Source organism: Arthrobacter sp. 35W (genome assembly GCF_000482545.1).
GTDB lineage: Bacteria > Actinomycetota > Actinomycetes > Actinomycetales > Micrococcaceae > Specibacter.
Genome location: NZ_KI519455.1, coordinates 340,128 through 356,161, shown reverse-complemented (window position 1 = coordinate 356,161; position 16,034 = coordinate 340,128). Strand labels below are relative to the sequence as shown.

13 protein-coding genes are annotated in these 16,034 nt (G+C 68.1%); 11 read left to right on the top strand and 2 right to left on the bottom strand.

Annotation, left to right across the window (positions count from 1 at the left end; genetic code table 11):
• Positions 1-10 precede the first annotated feature (10 nt).
• A complete protein-coding gene (locus K254_RS0113790) occupies positions 11-1,189 on the top strand; it encodes a cystathionine gamma-synthase (protein ID WP_026555856.1) in 1,179 nt (392 codons plus the stop codon).
• Between the two features lie 135 nt (positions 1,190-1,324).
• Here K254_RS0113790 and K254_RS0113785 read toward each other — a convergent pair whose 3' ends face one another.
• Entirely contained in the window at positions 1,325-2,539 is a 1,215-nt protein-coding gene (locus tag K254_RS0113785) for an amidohydrolase (protein ID WP_081710142.1), read from the bottom strand.
• A gap of 101 nt (positions 2,540-2,640) precedes the next feature.
• On the opposite strand from K254_RS0113785, the gene K254_RS0113780 reads away from it, so the two are divergent.
• The 9 genes from K254_RS0113780 to K254_RS23285 all read left to right on the top strand — a co-directional run bounded on the left by K254_RS0113780 (position 2,641) and on the right by K254_RS23285 (position 13,997).
• Positions 2,641-3,390, top strand: a complete 750-nt coding sequence (locus tag K254_RS0113780; protein WP_026555854.1) for an SDR family oxidoreductase — start codon at positions 2,641-2,643, stop codon at positions 3,388-3,390.
• A gap of 232 nt (positions 3,391-3,622) precedes the next feature.
• Positions 3,623-3,730, top strand: a complete 108-nt coding sequence (locus tag K254_RS25410) for a potassium-transporting ATPase subunit F (protein WP_231391869.1) — start codon at positions 3,623-3,625, stop codon at positions 3,728-3,730.
• A 13-nt stretch (positions 3,731-3,743) separates the two neighbouring features.
• On the top strand, positions 3,744-5,387 hold the full coding sequence (kdpA, locus tag K254_RS0113765; RefSeq protein ID WP_026555853.1) for a potassium-transporting ATPase subunit KdpA: 1,644 nt from the start codon (positions 3,744-3,746) through the stop codon (positions 5,385-5,387).
• Entirely contained in the window at positions 5,384-7,459 is a 2,076-nt protein-coding gene (gene kdpB / locus K254_RS23290) for a potassium-transporting ATPase subunit KdpB (protein ID WP_081710140.1), read from the top strand. Before kdpA ends, kdpB begins: the two co-directional genes overlap by 4 nt.
• 22 nt (positions 7,460-7,481) lie before the next feature.
• Positions 7,482-8,111 carry a potassium-transporting ATPase subunit C gene (locus K254_RS0113755; RefSeq protein ID WP_026555852.1) on the top strand — a complete coding sequence of 210 codons (630 nt, stop codon included), beginning with the start codon at positions 7,482-7,484 and terminating at the stop codon, positions 8,109-8,111.
• Between the two features lie 420 nt (positions 8,112-8,531).
• Entirely contained in the window at positions 8,532-11,141 is a 2,610-nt protein-coding gene (locus tag K254_RS0113745; protein WP_026555851.1) for a DUF4118 domain-containing protein, read from the top strand.
• Positions 11,138-11,815, top strand: coding sequence for a response regulator (locus K254_RS0113740; RefSeq protein ID WP_026555850.1), 678 nt, complete (start codon positions 11,138-11,140; stop codon positions 11,813-11,815). Before K254_RS0113745 ends, K254_RS0113740 begins: the two co-directional genes overlap by 4 nt.
• Positions 11,816-11,910: 95 nt before the next feature.
• A complete protein-coding gene (locus tag K254_RS0113735) occupies positions 11,911-12,531 on the top strand; it encodes a PadR family transcriptional regulator (RefSeq protein ID WP_026555849.1) in 621 nt (206 codons plus the stop codon).
• Positions 12,528-13,997, top strand: coding sequence for an MFS transporter (locus tag K254_RS23285; RefSeq protein WP_035750198.1), 1,470 nt, complete (start codon positions 12,528-12,530; stop codon positions 13,995-13,997). The genes K254_RS0113735 and K254_RS23285 overlap by 4 nt, the downstream gene beginning before the upstream one ends.
• Before the next feature lie 99 nt (positions 13,998-14,096).
• Here K254_RS23285 and K254_RS25755 read toward each other — a convergent pair whose 3' ends face one another.
• Positions 14,097-14,951: a hypothetical protein gene (locus K254_RS25755; RefSeq protein ID WP_155848580.1), complete on the bottom strand. Its 855-nt coding sequence runs from the start codon at positions 14,949-14,951 to the stop codon at positions 14,097-14,099.
• Between the two features lie 162 nt (positions 14,952-15,113).
• Between K254_RS25755 and K254_RS0113725 the strand changes: the two genes are divergently transcribed.
• The gene (locus K254_RS0113725) at positions 15,114-15,764 is read left to right on the top strand and encodes an MOSC domain-containing protein (protein ID WP_026555848.1); all 651 of its coding nucleotides are present in this window, start codon (positions 15,114-15,116) and stop codon (positions 15,762-15,764) included.
• The last annotated feature ends 270 nt before the right edge of the window (positions 15,765-16,034 follow it).

Genomic DNA, 16,034 nt, shown 5'->3' with positions numbered 1-16,034 from the left:
AGGAGACGCAATGAGCCAGGGATTCAACACTCGTGCCGTGCACGCCGGCCAGGAGCCGGACGCCACCACAGGATCCGTCGTTCCGCCGCTGTACCAAACCTCCACCTTTGCCCAGGACGGCATTGGCGGTCTGCGCAACGGCTACGAGTACGGGCGCGGCACCAACCCCACGCGCGATTCCCTGCAGACCCAGCTGGCGGCGCTTGAGGGCGGCAAGCACGCGTTCAGCTTCGCCTCCGGACTGGCCGCAGAGGATGCGCTGATCCGCGCGCTGCTGGCCCCGGGCGACCACATCGTGATGGGCAACGACGTCTATGGCGGCACCTACCGCCTGATCAACCGCGTGCTGGCGCCGTGGGGGATCACCAACGCCGCCGTGGACATGTCCGACGCCGGTGCTGTTGCCGCCGCGATTGCCGCCGCGCCCACGAAGATGGTCTGGGTCGAGACGCCGTCGAACCCGATGATGAAGATCACCGACATCGCCGCCGCCGCCGAGGCAGCCCATTCCGCCGGCGCCCTGCTGGTGGTCGACAACACCTTCGCCTCGCCGTACCTGCAGAACCCGCTGGCGCTGGGCGCGGACATCGTGGTCCACTCCACCACCAAGTACATCGGCGGCCACTCGGACGCCAGCGGCGGGGCCATCGTGCTCAACGACGACGCCATGGCGGAGAAGATCGGCTTCATCCAGTTCGCCGTCGGCGCCGTCTCGGCCCCGATGGAGGCCTGGTTGACGACGCGCGGGCTTAAGACCCTGGGCGTGCGCATGGACCGCCACTCGGAGAACGCCCAGGCGATCGCCGAATGGCTGCTGACCCGCCCGGAGGTGGAGCGCGTGCTCTACCCCGGCCTGCCGGACCACCCCGGCCACGAGCTGGCCGCGCGGCAGATGAAGAAGTTCGGCGGCATGATCTCCGTGCAGTTCAAGGGCGGCGAGGCCGCGGCCCGCAAGGTGGCCGAGTCCACCAAGGTGTTCACCCTGGCGGAATCCCTCGGCGGCATCGAATCCCTGATGAACTACCCCTCCGAGATGACCCACGCCTCCGTCAAGGGCACCGAGCTGGCCGTGCCGGTGAACCTGATCCGCCTGTCCGTGGGCATCGAAGACCTCGAGGACCTGCTGGCCGATCTGGAGCACGCCTTCGCCAAGGTCTGGGGCGAGAAGCACATCCAGGTCGAGATCTAAGCCCCGGCGGACTGCAGACCGGCATTTTTCCGGCGGCTAGGGCCGCTACGGCCGCGGGGCGGCCAGCGTCCTTTGACGCCGCCTACAAAAAATGCCGGCTCTGCCGCCCGCTGTGGGTGCTGCAGGGGACAGGAATCAGCGGGCGGCCACCACGCCGCGGCGCTCGTCGCCGTCGTAGTGGTACACCGGCTTGCCGCCGATCCACACCTTCAACGCACGCTGCATGACGTCCAGGGGATCGCCGCTCCAGAGCACCAGGTCGGCGTCCTTGCCCACGGCCAGCGAGCCGATCCGGCTGTCCAGCCCCAGCACCTTGGCCGGGTTGATGGTCACCGCCCGCAGCGCCGTCTCGCGGTCCAGCCCCTCCTTCACGGCCAGCGTGCACTGGTGGATCAGGAAATTGATCGGCACCACGGGGTGGTCGGTGATGATGGAGATTTCGACGCCGGCGGCGGCCAGTTTGCCCGGGTTGGCCAGCGAACGCCCGCGCAGCTCCACCTTGGACTTGGTGGTGAACAGCGGGCCGATCAGCACGGGCACGCCGCGCTCGGCAAGGACATCGCCCAGGATGTGCGCCTCCGTGCCGTGGTCCAGCACCAGCTCGTAGCCGAACTCGTCCGCCAGGCGCAGTGCTGTGGCGATGTCGTCCGCGCGGTGGCAGTGCTGGCGCCACGGGATTTCGCGGCGCAGCACCATGGCCAGCGCTTCCATCTTGGGGTCGCGGGCGGCCGGATCATTCTTGGCCATGTAGTTCTGCGCGTCGATGAAGGCCTTGCGGATCACCATGGCGGTGCCCAGCCGCGTGGAGGGCATGGCCTTCTTGTGGCCGTAGACGGTCTTGGGGTTCTCGCCCAGCGCGGACTTCAACCCGCTGGGGGAGCGCAGCACCATCTCCTCCACGTACCGCCCGTGCGTGTGCAGAGCCACCGCGAGCCCGCCGATCGGGTTGCCTGAGCCCGGGTTGATGTTCACGGCCGTGACGCCGCCGGCCAGGGCGTCGTCGAACCCGGGGTCGAAGGGGTCGACGGCGTCGATGGCGCGGACGCCGGCCGTGACCGGATCCGTCATCTCATTCACGTCGCTGGTGGAACCCACCTCGCCCTCCGGGTGCATGCCCAGGTGGACGTGGGCGTCGATGAAGCCTGGCAACAGCCACTGGCCCTCGGCGTCGAGCACCTCGGCCCCGGCGGGTACCTTGGTCTTGGGTCCCATCGCCGCGATCTTCCCGCTCCGGACCACTACAGTGCCCTCGAACGGCTCGCCGTCGATGGGGACCACCATGGCGTTGGTGATGGCCAGGGTCTTGCGGACGCGGGCCCTGTTGCGGGCTACGGGGGAGGCGGTGGTCATGACAACCCTTTCCTCGGTAATGGGGGATGGTGTGGTTCCAACTTACCCGCCCCGGCCGCCGTCGTCGCGGCCCGGCTCCATCCCGAAGGTAGGCTGGCCGGATGACACGGAGGACGGCGTTGGTGACGGGTGTGGGCCGAACGGTGGGGATCGGGGCCGGGATTGCCCGGGCGCTCGCCGCCGATGGGTGGGACCTGGCGCTGACGTACTGGCAGGAGTACGACGCACGGATGCCCTGGGGTGTGCAGCCCGACGACGTCGCCACCCTCACCGCCGAGCTTCAGGCCGCCGGTGCCGCAGTCCATGCCTTCCCGGCGGACTTCGCGGATCCGGACGCCGTGGAAGCCCTGATGGCACAGGTGGCGGGGGCGGCAGGAGTCCTCAGCGGCCTGGTCCTCTCGCACTGCGAGTCGGTGGACTCGTCCATTCTGGACACCACGCTGGAGAGTTTCGAGCGGCATTTCGCCGTCAACACCCGCGCCAGCTGGCAGCTGCTGGCCGCCTTCGCCCGCCAGGTGGGCGGCGACGGCGGGGCCATCGTGGCGCTGACCAGCGACCACACCGCCCACAACCTGCCCTACGGCGCCTCCAAGGGTGCGCTGGACCGGATCGTCATCGCCGCGGCCCGGGAACTGGGGCAGCTGGGCATCAGCGCCAATGTGCTCAACCCCGGCCCGGTGGACACCGGCTGGATGGACGATGCCCTGCGCACCCACCTCGCCGCGAACCAGCCCACCGGCCGGCTCGGCACCCCGGGCGACGTTGCCGCCGTCGCCGCCTTCCTGCTCTCCCCGGCGGGCCGCTGGGTCAACGGCCAGCTCCTGAAGGCCGACGGCGGCTTCTCCGCCTGAGCCTGGAGGTTGAGCCGAGGGGCCGCGGCGTCAGGGGGCCGTCAAGACTGGGGACCGGGGCATCAAGGAATCGTCAAGAGGGCCGCCGGCGGGCCAAGGGCGCAGTTCGATGAAGGAAGGACATCGAACTCCCCTTGGAAAGAGGTCAAGAAATGGCTGACGTGGTTTGTCTTGCCGTACTGCTGGTGGCGCTGGCGCTCATTGTTGGATGCGCCCGGGCGGTGGAAAAGCTGTGAGCAGTTCCGTGCTCGACGTCGTGCTGGCCGTGGTGCTGCTGGCGGCGGGGTTGGCGATGCTGGTCTACCTGTTCGCCGCGCTGATCCGCCCGGAAAAGTGGTGACGCGGACGTGGATCTGAACGTTCTCTCCTTCGCCACGCAGGTGGGCATCCTGCTGGTGCTGCTCGCGGTGCTGCACCAGCCGCTGGGCGCCTATCTGGCCCGCACCTTCACCAGCCACCGCGATCTGGCCGCCGAACGCGGCTTCTACAGGCTGGCCGGCGTCGACCCCACGGCGGACCAGCGCTGGACCATCTACCTGCGCTCCGTCATCGCCTTCACCATCGTCTCCATCCTGGCCCTGTACCTGCTCCAGCGCCTGCAGGGCATCCTGCCGTTCAACCAGGGCATGGCCGGGGTGGATCCGTGGGTGGCCATGAACACCGCCGTCTCCTTCGCCACCAACACCAACTGGCAGACCTACGCCCCTGAGGCCACGCTCGGTTTCGGCGTGCAGATGCTGCTGCTGGCGGTGCAGAACTTCCTCTCCGCCGCCGTCGGCATCGCCGTCGCCGTGGCGCTGATCCGCGGCATCACGCGCTCGCAGACCAGCGGCCTGGGCAACTTCTGGGTGGATATGACCCGCACTGTGCTGCGCGTGCTGCTGCCCATCAGCGTGGTGGGCGCGGTGCTGTTGGTGGTCGGCGGTGTGGTGCAGAACTTCTCCGGCACCCCGATCACCACCATCGCCGGCCAGCTGGGGCAGACGGTGCCGGGCGGGCCGGTGGCGTCACAGGAGGCCATCAAGCTGCTGGGCACCAACGGCGGCGGCTACTTCAACGCCAATTCCGCCCACCCGTTCGAAAACCCCAATGCCTTCACCAGCCTCTTTGAGGTCTTCCTGATCCTGCTGATCCCCTCCGCGCTGCCGGCCGCCTACGGCCGGATGGTGGGCGACAAGCGCCAGGGCTACACGGTGCTCACCGTGATGGCCGCCTTCTGGCTCATCTCCACCACCCTGATGGCGTGGGCGACGGCGGCCGGAGCCGGCGTCGGCCTGGGCGAGGGCTTCGAGCAGCGTCTGGGCGTGGCCCCGAGCAGCATCTTTGCCACGGCCACCACCCTGACCTCCACGGGCGCCGTCAACGTGGCCCACGATTCCCTGCCCCCGCTGGCCGGCGGGCTGCTGATGCTGAACATGATGACGGGCGAGGTGGCCCCCGGCGGCGTCGGCTCCGGCCTCTACGGCATGTTGGTGCTGGCCATCATCACGGTGTTCATCGCCGGGCTGATGGTGGGGCGCACCCCTGAATTCCTGGGCAAGAAGATCGGTGCCAAGGAGATGAAGCTGGTGGCCCTGTACATCCTCGTCACCCCGGCGCTGGTGCTGGCGGGCACCGCGGTCACCGTGGCCATCCCAGATCTGGCCGCCGCCGCACCGGCCGCCGGACCGCACGGTTTCAGCGAGATCCTCTACGCCTTCACCTCCGCGGCCAACAACAATGGATCGGCCTTTGGCGGCATCACCAGCTCCGGGCCGGGGCTGGCCACGCTGCTGGCGCTGGCCATGCTGCTGGGGCGGATGCTGCCGATCGTGCTGGTGCTGGCCCTGGCCGGCTCGCTGGCCCAGCAGCGCAAGATCCCCGTGACGGCGGGAACGGTGCACACGCACGGACCCCTGTTCGCCACCATGCTCGGCGGTGTCTCGCTCATCCTGACCGCCCTGACCTACTTCCCTGCCCTTGCCCTGGGGCCGGCCGCCGAAGGACTTGTGAAATGAACACCACCACTCTCATCGCGGCCATCCCCTTGGCCCTGCGCAAACTCTCCCCGCGGTACATGGTCCATTCTCCGGTGATGTTCACCGTGCTGGTCGGATCCATCGTCTGCACCCTTGTCACGGTGGTCCAGCTGGTCCAGGGTTCCTCCATGGCCGCGTTCTCACTGGCCGTGACGTTCTGGCTGTGGCTGACGGTGCTCTTCGGCAACCTGTCCGAGGCCATTGCCGAGGGCCGCGGCAAGGCACAGGCCGACAGCCTGCGGGCCTCCCGCACCTCCGTGCTGGCCCGCAAATGGGTCGACGGCGGCAACGGCACCTTCCGCGAGGAGCGGGTGGCCGGCACCGAACTGGCGGTGGGGGATCTGGTGGTCTGCGAGGCGGGCGACGTCATCCCCTCCGACGGCGAGGTGGTGGAGGGCCTGGCCAGCGTGGACGAATCCGCCATCACCGGCGAATCCGCCCCCGTGATCCGCGAATCGGGCGGGGACCGCAGCTCGGTCACCGGTGGCACCACTGTGCTCTCTGACCGCATCGTCGTGCGGATCACCGCGGCCAGCGGCCAAACCTTCCTGGACAGGATGATCGCCCTGGTGGAGGGTGCCACCCGGCAGAAGACGCCCAACGAGATTGCCTTGAACGTGCTGCTGGCCTCGCTGACCATCGTGTTCCTGCTCTGCGTGCTCACCCTGGCCCCGATGGCGGCCTTCGCCAACGCACTGCCCACACCGATCGTGCTGGTGGCGCTGCTCATCTGCCTGATCCCGACGACGATCGGCGCCCTGGTGCCGGCCATCGGCATCGCGGGCATGGACCGGCTGGTGCAGCGCAATGTGCTGGCCACCTCCGGCCGCGCCGTGGAAACGGCCGGTGACATCACCACCCTGCTGCTGGACAAGACCGGCACCATCACCTTCGGCAACCGCCGGGCCGTGGCCTTCCTGCCGGCCCCCGGCGTCGAACCCGCCAGGCTGGTGGAGGTGGCCCGGCTCTCCAGCCTGGCCGATGAAACCCCCGAGGGCCGGTCCATCATCGACCTGGCCGCCCAGCAGGGCGTGGCGGAGCCGAGCCTGGAGGACCTGGGCCACAATTCCGGCGAGCTGACGGTGGTGGAGTTCAGCGCCACCACCCGGATGAGCGGCCTGGACGTGGAGATGGCCAGTATGGCCGACGGCGGCACGCGCCAGATCCGCAAGGGCGCCGCCTCCGCCGTCGCCGCCTATGTGGCAGACGCCGGCGGCTTCGTGCCGCAGGAAACCGCCGCCGCCGTTGAAGAGATCTCCGCCCAGGGCGGCACGCCGCTGCTGGTGGCCAGCGTCGAGGGCGGGCATGCCGAGGTGCTCGGCGTCATCCACCTGGCCGACGTCGTCAAGCCCGGCATGAAGGAGCGCTTCGCCGAGCTGCGGGCCATGGGCATCAGGACCATCATGATCACCGGCGACAACAAGATCACCGCCGGAGCCATCGCCGCCGAGGCCGGAGTGGACGACTTCGTGGCCGAGGCGACGCCGGAGGACAAGCTGGCCGTCATCAAGCGCGAGCAGGCCGCCGGGCGTCTGGTGGCCATGACCGGCGATGGCACCAACGATGCCCCCGCCCTGGCCGCGGCCGACGTCGGCGTGGCCATGAACAGCGGCACCAACGCCGCCAAGGAGGCCGCCAACATGGTGGACCTGGACTCGGATCCCACGAAGCTGATCGACATCGTGGGCATCGGCAAGCAGCTGCTGATCACCCGCGGATCCCTGACCACCTTCTCCGTGGCCAACGACGTCGCCAAGTACTTCGCCATCGTGCCGGCGCTCTTTGCTGCCACCTTCCCCGGGCTCGGCCTGTTGAACGTCATGGGGCTCGCATCGCCGTCGTCGGCCATCCTCTCCGCCGTCATCTTCAACGCGCTGGTGATCGTGCTGCTGGTGCCGCTGGCCCTGCGCGGGGTGAAGTACAGGGCCGTGTCCGCGGCATCCGCACTGTCCCGGAACCTGCTCATCTACGGGCTCGGCGGCGTCATTGCCCCGTTCATCGGCATCAAACTCATCGACATGCTCCTCTCCCTGCTCCCGGCCCTGGGCTAGGGCCCAAGAAAGCTGATCCGCCATGACTTCCTATCTGAGACAACTCCTTACCGCCGCCCGGTTCCTGCTGCTGGCCACCCTGGTGCTGGGCCTGGCCTACCCGGTGGTGGTGTTTGGCCTGGGCCAGGTGTTGGCCCCGGCCCAGGCCAACGGCTCCATCATCAGGGAGGCCGCGCCCGGTTCCGGGGCGTCCGGGACTGGAGCGTCCGACGGCGCTGCGGGTGCCGGAACTGCTGTCGGCTCGTCGCTGCTGGCCCAGCCGGTGGAGGGCCACGAGTTCTTCTACCCGCGGCCTTCGGCGGTGGCCTGGGACCCGGCGTCGTCCTCCGCCTCCAACCTGGGGCCCAACTCTCCCGCGCTGGCCGAGGCCATCGACGCGAGCCGCGCCGAGGTGGCCGCCCGCGAGAACGTGGACCCCGCCGCCGTGCCGATCGATGCCGTGACAGCCAGCGGCTCCGGCCTGGACCCGGACATTTCGCCCGCCTACGCCGCACTCCAGGCCCCCCGCGTCGCCAAGGCCAATGGACTCAGCGAGGCCCAGGTCAACGAGTTGATCGCCCACAACACCTCCGGCCCCCTCGAATCCTTCCTCAGCCAACCCGCCGTCAACACCACCACCCTCAACCTCGCCCTCGCCGCCCTCGCGAAGTAGGAGTGCCGAGGTGTGGGTGGTTTCCCGGCGCTTGGACGCGGTTGTGGCGGTGCCGTCCGGCGGCGCGACGCCGTTCCCCGCCCAGGACGCATTCGTGGACGCGTCCTAGGCGGGGAATTGCGTCCCAGATGCAGTGAATCCAGCGGTGGGCCAACGGTTTCCGTCAGCGAGCACTGGGACCGGCCTCCCCACGAGTGGACGGGTGGGGAGGCTTCCGTAGGCGCGCATCGCGGCCGGGCGTGGCGGAGCCCGCCCGCGGGCGGACGACGCTCCCGGACCGTGTCCAAGCGCCGGGAAGCCTCCCGTCCCGGTAACAGTCGGCGACCGCCAAGCGCCGTGAAACCGTAGGTCCACTGCGGAGGAACCGCAGCTGTGGGGAATGTGGGACGAGTTGGGAACTAGTACTGGGAGAATCAACGCATGGCACGCGGCATCTTGAGAATCTTCCTGGGCGCGGCCCCCGGCGTCGGCAAAACCTATTCCATGTTGGAGCAGGCCCAGACCCTCCTGGCGGCCGGCGTCGACGTCGTCGTCGGCATCGTCCTGGACCACGACCGCGAGCAGACGCGCGCCCTCGCGGAGGGTCTGGAGCAGATCCCCACTCTGCGTGTCTCGTACCGGGGCGCTGACTTTGAGGAGATGGATCTGGCCGCCGTGCTGGCCCGCCGGCCCGCCGTCGCGCTTGTGGACGAGTACGCCCATTCCAACGTCCCCGGCACCGGGCATGCCAAGCGCTGGCAGGACGTCGAAGCCCTGCTTGAAGCCGGCATCGACGTGATGTCCACCGTCAACGTGCAGCACCTGGCCTCGCTCGGGGACGTGGTGCACTCCATCACGGGCGTGCGGCAGCAGGAGACAGTACCCGACGACGTGGTGCGCCGGGCGGACCAGATCGAGCTGGTGGACATCGCCCCGGAGCTGCTGCGGGCCCGCATGGGCGCTGGACACATCTATGCCGTCGACACGGTGGATGCGGCGCTGGCCAACTATTTCCGCCTCGGCAATCTGACGGCGCTGCGCGAGCTGGCCCTGCTGTGGCTGGCGGACCGGGTGGAGGAGGGACTGGCGGCCTACCGGTCCACACACGGCATCGAGGAAAGCTGGCCCACCCGTGAGCGCGTGGTGGTGGGGTTGACCGGCGGGCCCGAGGGGCAGGTGCTGATCCGGCGCGCGGCCAGGATCCTCAGCCGGGTCAGCGGCGGGGAGCTGCTGGCCGTCCATGTGCGCCGCTCGGATGGGGTGGCGGGGGAGTCGCCGAAGGAGCTGGAGATCCAGCGCCAGCTCGTTACGGATCTGGGCGGCACCTACCATTCGGTGGGCGGGGACGATCCGGCGGTGGCGCTGCTGGAGTTCGCCCGCAGTGTGGATGCCACCCAGGTGGTGGTCGGCACGTCCCGGCGCAGAACCTGGACCGGGCTGTTCAAGGGGCCCGGAGTGGGAACCCGTGTGGTCCGCGATTCCGGCGACATCGACGTGCACATGGTGTCGCACCCGCTCGGTGGGCGCGGTGTGGCCGGGCCGCGCCGCGGGCTGTTGGGCCGGCGGCGGGTGGCCATCGGTTTTGCCTTGGCGGTGCTGCTGCCCGTGCTGGTGCAGTGGCTGCTGGGCTACCCGCAGAACGTCAACTTCGCCACCGTCATGCTGGTCCAATTCTCGGCCGCCATTGCCGTGGCGCTGGTGGGTGGCCTCTGGCCGGCCGTCGTGGCCGCCATCTGGGGCAGCCTGCTCCTAAACTATTTCTCCGCCGAACCTCTGGGCACATTGACCATCAGCGATCCGCAGAATCTGCTGGCGCTGGGCATCTTCCTTGCCGTCTCGGCGGCCGTGGCCCTGGTGGTCGACCGCTCGGCCCGACGGTCCAAGGAGGCAGCAGTGGCCGGCGCCGAGGCCGCCACGCTGGGCGAGCTCGCCCGCGGAGTGCTGGCCTCCCAGGACACCCTCGCGGTGTTCCTGGAGCAGGTGCGCGAGCATTTCCAGGTGGGCGCGGTGGCGCTGTTCCGCAGGCCCGACGGCGTTGCCGCGGACCGCGGTCCGGGCGGGGGCCCGTCGGCTGCCGGAACGGCGGGACTGGCCGGGTCCGGCTGGGAGCTGGCAGCCAGCGTGGGGGAGGCGCCGCCGTCGTCGCCGGGGGAGGCGGACAATGTGGAGCAGATCTCCGAGCATCTGGTCCTGGCCCTGAACGGACGTACGCTGCCGGCCAGCGGCAGGCGCCTGCTGTCCGCCTTTGGTGCACACCTGATGGCGATGGAGCAGCGGGCCGAGCTCAGCGAAAGCCGCCGGGACAACCTCCGGCTGGCCGAGGGCAACAAGATGCGCACCGCCGTGCTGCGCGCCGTCTCGCACGATCTGCGCACACCGCTGGCCGGGATCAAGCTGGCGGTGAGCAGCTTGCGCCAGACGGCGGTGACGTTCTCCGCCGAGGACGAGGCGGAGCTGCTGGCCACCATCGAGAACTACGCCGACCGGCTGGACGGGCTGGTTGGGAACCTGCTGGACATGTCCCGGCTCACCAGCGATACGGTGACGCCGCTGCTGGCTCCGGTGAGCTGGCGGGAGGTGCTGCCGGAGGCGCTGCGCGGCGCACCGGAGGGCCGCGTGCGGGTGGAGCTGCCGGCCAACATGCCACCGGTTGATGCCGACGCCGGCATGCTGGAGCGCGTCCTGGCCAACATCATCGAGAACGCCGTGAAGTACGCGCCGGGCTCGGAGATCCTGATCGTGGGCTCGGTGGGCGGCGCTGGATGGTCCACCATCGACGGCCAGCCCGCCAGCGAACTGCGCATCATCGACAGGGGGCGTGGCGTCCCGGCCGATGCCGTCGTGGCCATGTTTGCGCCGTTCCAACGGCTCGACGACGTCTCCTACGGCGCGGCGGGCGGCACCGGCGTCGGACTCGGTCTGGCGGTGGCCAAGGGGTTCACCGAGACCATGGGCGGCGTGCTGGAGGCCGAGGAAACACCCGGTGGAGGGCTGACCATGGTGGTCAGACTGCCGATTTCAACAGGCGTCAGCCGGAGGAGAGTTGTATGAGCTGGGTCCTGATTGTCGACGACGAGCCGCAGATCCTGCGTGCACTGCAGATCAATCTGCACGCCCACGGCTACCAGGTGGTGGCAGCCCACGACGGCGCCTCCGCGCTGCTGGCCGCCCAAAAGCACCCCCTGGATGCCGTGGTGCTGGACCTTGGACTGCCGGACATGGATGGCGTGCAGGTGATCGAGGGGCTGCGCGGCTGGACGAACGTGCCCATCATCGTGCTCTCGGCCCGGCACGGCTCCGAGGACAAGGTGCTGGCCCTGGACGCCGGTGCGGATGACTACGTGACCAAGCCCTTTGGCCTGGATGAACTGCTGGCCCGGCTGCGTGCCGCCACACGGCGCGCCACCAGCAACCCGGAGGAGGCGCCCACGCTGGCCACGGAGGACTTCGTGGTGGATCTGGCGCTCAAGCGGGTGACCCGGCAGGGGGAGGACATCCGCCTGACGCCCACGGAGTGGAAGATCCTTGAGGTGCTGGTCCGCAGCCCGCGCCGGTTGATCAGCCAACAGCAGATCCTGACTCAGGTCTGGGGGCCCGCCTATGCGCGCGAAACCCACTATCTGCGGGTCTACATGGCCCAGCTGCGGCGCAAGCTCGAGCCCAATCCGGCCGTGCCACGGCACCTGTTGACGGAGGCCGGCATGGGGTACCGCTTCGAGCCTTGAGCCGGGGCCACCCGCGCGTCGACCGCACGGCAGTTCGTGGCGCGGATCACATAGTCAATCTTGATTAGTCATAAACTGACTACTATGCTGGGGGAATGTCCAAACGCTCACCCCTGGCACTTGCCGTGCTTGCCCTGCTGGTGGAGGCTCCCATGCATCCGTACCGGATGCAGCAGCTGATCACCGAGCGGGGCAAGGACGACGTTATCAACGTCTCCCAGCGCGCCAGCCTGTACAACACCATCGACCGGCTGCTGCGCGATGGTCTCATCCAGCTGATGGAGACCACACGTGACGGCCAGCGCCCCGAACGTTCGGTGTATGAAATCACCGACGCCGGCCGGGACTCCGCGGAACTGTGGATGCGCGAAATGCTCACCGACCCCCGGCCCGAGTACCCCGAATTCGCCGCCGCCGTCGCCCATCTGCCGATGATCACCCCCGGCCAGAGCGCCGAGTACCTTGCCGTCCGGGCGACCGAGCTCGCGGCGGAGGTGGCCCGCCTCGAAACGGCCATCTCCAGCGTGGACGACTGGCTGCCGAGGCTGTTCCTGCTGGACACCGAACTCCTGCTCGACCTGCGGCGCACCGAGCTGCGCTGGACCACCGCCGTGCTTGAAGATCTTCAGGACGGTTCCATCACCTGGAGCCGCGAATCACTGGATGCCTTCGCTGCGGCCCACTCAAATCCCTACCCTGAGGACTCTTCATCATGAAAACGCACGCCGTGCCCACCGGCAGGGCACGTTCCATCGCGCTCATCTCGCTCTTTTTGGCATCCTTCATGGAGCTGCTGGACGCGACGATTGTCAACGTGGCACTGCCCCAAATTGAAACCTCCCTGGGTGCCCAGAACGCCGAGCTCCAGTGGATGGTGGCCTCCTACACCCTGGCCCTGGCGATCGGTCTGATCACCGGATCCCGGCTGGGCGACATCTATGGCCGCAAGAAGATCTTCATCACCGGCCTGGTGGTCTTCACCCTCGCCTCCGTGCTGTGCGGCATGGCGATGAATCCGGAGATGCTGATTGCCTCCCGCGCGCTGCAGGGCTTCGCCTCCGCGGCGATGATTCCGCAGGTGCTGTCCAGCCTGCAGGTTATGTACAAGCCGGCCGAGCGGGCCGGCGCCATGGCCGGCTTCTCCGCGCTGGCCGGCGTTGCGGCCGTCTCCGGACCCATCGTGGGCGCCATCCTGACGGACGCCAACATCTTCGGCTGGGGCTGGCGCACCATCTTCTTCGTCAACGTCCCCGTCGGCATCTTCGCCGTGATCTGCGCGATCCGCTTCGTGCCGGAATCCGTGGCCCCCAAGCGGCACAAGCTGGACATTCCCGGCGTCGTCGTCCTTGCCGTGGGCATGTTCGCCATCCTCTACCCGCTGACCATGGGCCGCGAAGAGGGCTGGCCGCTGTGGACCTGGCTGTGCCTGGGCGCCGGCATCCTGGTGCTGGTGGGCTTCGTGGTGCTGCAGCACCGTGAGGAGAAGAACGGTGGTGAGCCGCTGGTGAAGGTCTCGCTGTTCAAGAACCGTTCCTTCGCTGCCGGCATCGCGCTGATGTTCCTCTTCTTCATCCCGATGAACGGCTTCTTCCTGATCCAGACGCTGTTCCTGCAGCTGGGTCTGGGCTACTCCATCCTCACCGCCGGGCTCACCATGATCCCGTTCTCCGTGATGGTGCCCATCCTTGCGGGCCTGTCCGCTGCGATCCTGGCCAAGAAGATCGGCCGCGTGGTGCTCCAGCTGGGGCCGCTGGTGCTCGCCGCCGGCTTTGTGGTGCTGATCTTCACCGTCCAGGCCGCCGGCGGGGACGTCACCCCGTGGCACCTGATCGCCGGACTGGCGCTCAGCGGTGCCGGCTTCGGCATGGTGGTGGCTCCGGTGGGCATCTTCGTGCTCTCCGAGGTGCCCACCCACTCCGCAGGCTCCGCCTCGGGGCTGTTCAACACCACCAGCCAGCTCTCCGGAGCCCTGGGCGTGGCCATCGTGGGCACACTGTTCTTCGACAACCTGACGCGCAGCACGGCGACCAGCAAGGCTGCGGTGTTTGTGGACGGCTTCACCTCCACCATGTGGATCATGGCCGCGGGCCTGGTGCTGGCGGCCATCGCGGCCAGCTTCCTGCCGCGCTGGGCCTCCGAGGCCGAGCTCCCCGCCGGCGACGAAGTCCTCGCGGACGCCTGACCCCGCAACTGACCCTTGTTGAGGCGTGGGCTGGTGCCCTTTAGAACACTTCTAAAGGGCACCAGCCCACGCCTCAACGGTGTTTAAGTCATCGTTCAATCAGGGCTGTTGCCAGCGAAGCCTGCCGTCGGACGCTGGGGCGCAGACCATTGCCTTGCCTGTCTTGCTGACCCCAGTGCTTCCGCCGCCACTGCAAAATGATCCGGGGTGGACATAGTCTGCAGCTGGAGCAGGCTGCGGAGGAGCTTGTTGTTGCGCAAGCTGTTGTGCTGCGGCCTGCTCGGCCGCTGCCTGTTGAATTGCAGCCTGTTCTGCAGCGGCTGTCGCTGCCGCAGCTTGGCGCGCCGATTCCTGTTCTGCAGCGGCTGTCGCTGCCTGCTCAGCGGCAGCTTTTTCGGCAGCAACCTTCGCCGCGGCCGCCTTGCCATCGGCGATCGACTTCGCCGCAGTCTCGTCCAGCCAGACGAGAGTTTCTGCAGCATTGTGCCCGCACGTATACAACGTGCTTTCGAACTTTCGAGTGGAACCAGGCTTGTCGCAACTTTCCAGCGCCGGACTAGTTCCACGTGCACTTGGCCTTGTAGTTGGGGACGCAGATGCACTGATTGAAGCACTAGTCGAACCAACCAGAGGCGTCTTGGGGGCGGCGGTCTGCGGCGCGGCTGTGGCACCCGAAATGATGGAACCGGCTAAGAACAAGGCTGCACCGCCGCCGGCGGCGATCTTGGCGGCTTTCGCATGGGGTAGCCCAACCCACGAACGACGCTTGAATAGCCATGCATACAGCGCCGTGACGAGGGCAATGATCCCGAGAAGGACCAGGACTGCTCCAAGACCTCCCGCCGCAGCGAAGATCAGCACCAATGGCATGATCAATGCAGCCGCTATCCAGAATGATTTGGCAGGGCGCCAGCCGAGGGGCTGCCGTGGTGGAGTGTTTTGAACGGTTTTCATACTTCCCCCCAAGGATCGTGAACGGGCGAGGAATCGCCAAAAACGATCAGGCTAGCAGCCCTGCTGCGAGTATCGGAGTGTTACGCCGCAGATCGGCGACAACTGGCGCGGACGAGACCGTCCAACCCCGCATCAACGGCGTCTGGGCGTAGATTGGGAGCCATGGAACTGGGGAAAGTGCTTGCCGTCTGCCGCGTCCACCAATTGCACCCCGACGCCGGAAATGTCGGCGTCACGGCGATCGACAAGCGCGCCGTCGACGGTCCGGTGAAGGTGGGGCCGCTGGGCCTGTATGCCGATCTCCAGGCGGACCGCAAACACCACGGCGGGCGGGACCAGGCCGTCTACGCCTACTCCCAGGACGACGCCGACTATTGGGCTGCGGAGCTGGGCCGGGAGATTCCGCCGGGGTTCTTTGGCGAGAATCTGCGCATTTCCGGCGTGGAGGCTACGGGGGCAGTGATTGGCGAGCGCTGGCGCATCGGGGCGGATGTGCTGCTGGAGGTCACCTCGCCGCGCGTTCCCTGTGCCACCTTTGGCCGCCGGATGGGGGAGCCGCAGTGGGTCAAGCGCTTCACCGAGGCCGGGCGGGTGGGCGCCTATCTGCGCGTGCTGTCCAAGGGAACCATTGCCGCGGGCGACGCCGTCGTCGTGGAACACCGGCCCGAGCACGGCATCACCATCGGGCGGTACTTCTCCGAGCCCACGCTGGAGGACATCCGGACGTTGTGGCGGTTGAAGGAGTCCGGGCAGCTGGATCTGGCAGAGGCCTACCTGCCCGCCTTTGAGCGGATCCTGCGCCAAAACGCCTAAGGCAATCGGCTGCTGCCAAACATCCTGTGCGCAATCTCACTGGCCCCCATCGACAGCTGCCATCGCGGATGGGTAGCGTATGCCCTACAATTTAAATATCCCCCACTCCGGTATCTCCTTTATTTTTTTCTGCCCAATTTTTGAGGCAGGAGCCTGAAGTGTATGGGGCCCGCGCATTTGCGGCGGGCATGAACGTTCATAGGGGATGGCCGGCAAAGAAAACGCCACACGGCTCCAGCTTCGGTTGGAGCCCGCACTCCGGTGCGCAGC

Bases quoted from the DNA above. Each gene is read 5' to 3' on its own strand.
- K254_RS0113790 (WP_026555856.1), top strand. From the start codon at position 11: ATGAGCCAGGGATTCAACACTCGTGCCGTGCACGCCGGCCAGGAGCCG.
- K254_RS25755 (WP_155848580.1), bottom strand. From the start codon at position 14,951: ATGAAAACCGTTCAAAACACTCCACCACGGCAGCCCCTCGGCTGGCGC.
- K254_RS0113780 (WP_026555854.1), top strand. From the start codon at position 2,641: ATGACACGGAGGACGGCGTTGGTGACGGGTGTGGGCCGAACGGTGGGG.
- K254_RS0113745 (WP_026555851.1), top strand. From the start codon at position 8,532: ATGGCACGCGGCATCTTGAGAATCTTCCTGGGCGCGGCCCCCGGCGTC.
- kdpB (WP_081710140.1), top strand. From the start codon at position 5,384: ATGAACACCACCACTCTCATCGCGGCCATCCCCTTGGCCCTGCGCAAA.
- K254_RS0113740 (WP_026555850.1), top strand. From the start codon at position 11,138: ATGAGCTGGGTCCTGATTGTCGACGACGAGCCGCAGATCCTGCGTGCA.
- K254_RS0113725 (WP_026555848.1), top strand. From the start codon at position 15,114: ATGGAACTGGGGAAAGTGCTTGCCGTCTGCCGCGTCCACCAATTGCAC.
- K254_RS0113785 (WP_081710142.1), bottom strand. From the start codon at position 2,539: ATGACCACCGCCTCCCCCGTAGCCCGCAACAGGGCCCGCGTCCGCAAG.
- K254_RS0113735 (WP_026555849.1), top strand. From the start codon at position 11,911: ATGTCCAAACGCTCACCCCTGGCACTTGCCGTGCTTGCCCTGCTGGTG.
- K254_RS0113755 (WP_026555852.1), top strand. From the start codon at position 7,482: ATGACTTCCTATCTGAGACAACTCCTTACCGCCGCCCGGTTCCTGCTG.
- K254_RS23285 (WP_035750198.1), top strand. From the start codon at position 12,528: ATGAAAACGCACGCCGTGCCCACCGGCAGGGCACGTTCCATCGCGCTC.